Genomic DNA, 361 nt, shown 5'->3' with positions numbered 1-361 from the left:
GTCTATCTTGAAAATAGCCCCCGGTTCATGCGGCCCGTTTTCATCTTCTGATGGTGCTGCGCCAGCGGCATGGGCGTCTATCTTGAAAAAAGCCCCCAGGGCCCGTGGCTCATTTTCATCTTCTGATGGTGCTGCACCAGCGGCATGGGGGGCTATCTTGAAAATAGCCCGGGGCTCGCTGCCCCTTCCTACGCTCCTGCCGAAGCTTCCAAATCTCTAACGCTCGTGACAAACGCTATTTTGCTGGATCGTACCTTTTTTAAAATGTAACGAAACGTCGTAACGCTATTTGGCCAGAAACGCTGAATCGGGTAGCCCAAAATGCCGAAGTAAGGCTGCTCACTTGCGTTAGAATGTCAAA

Source organism: Paenibacillus ginsengihumi DSM 21568 (genome assembly GCF_000380965.1).
Classification (GTDB): domain Bacteria; phylum Bacillota; class Bacilli; order Paenibacillales; family NBRC-103111; genus Paenibacillus_G; species Paenibacillus_G ginsengihumi.
This window is presented reverse-complemented; position numbering follows the sequence as displayed.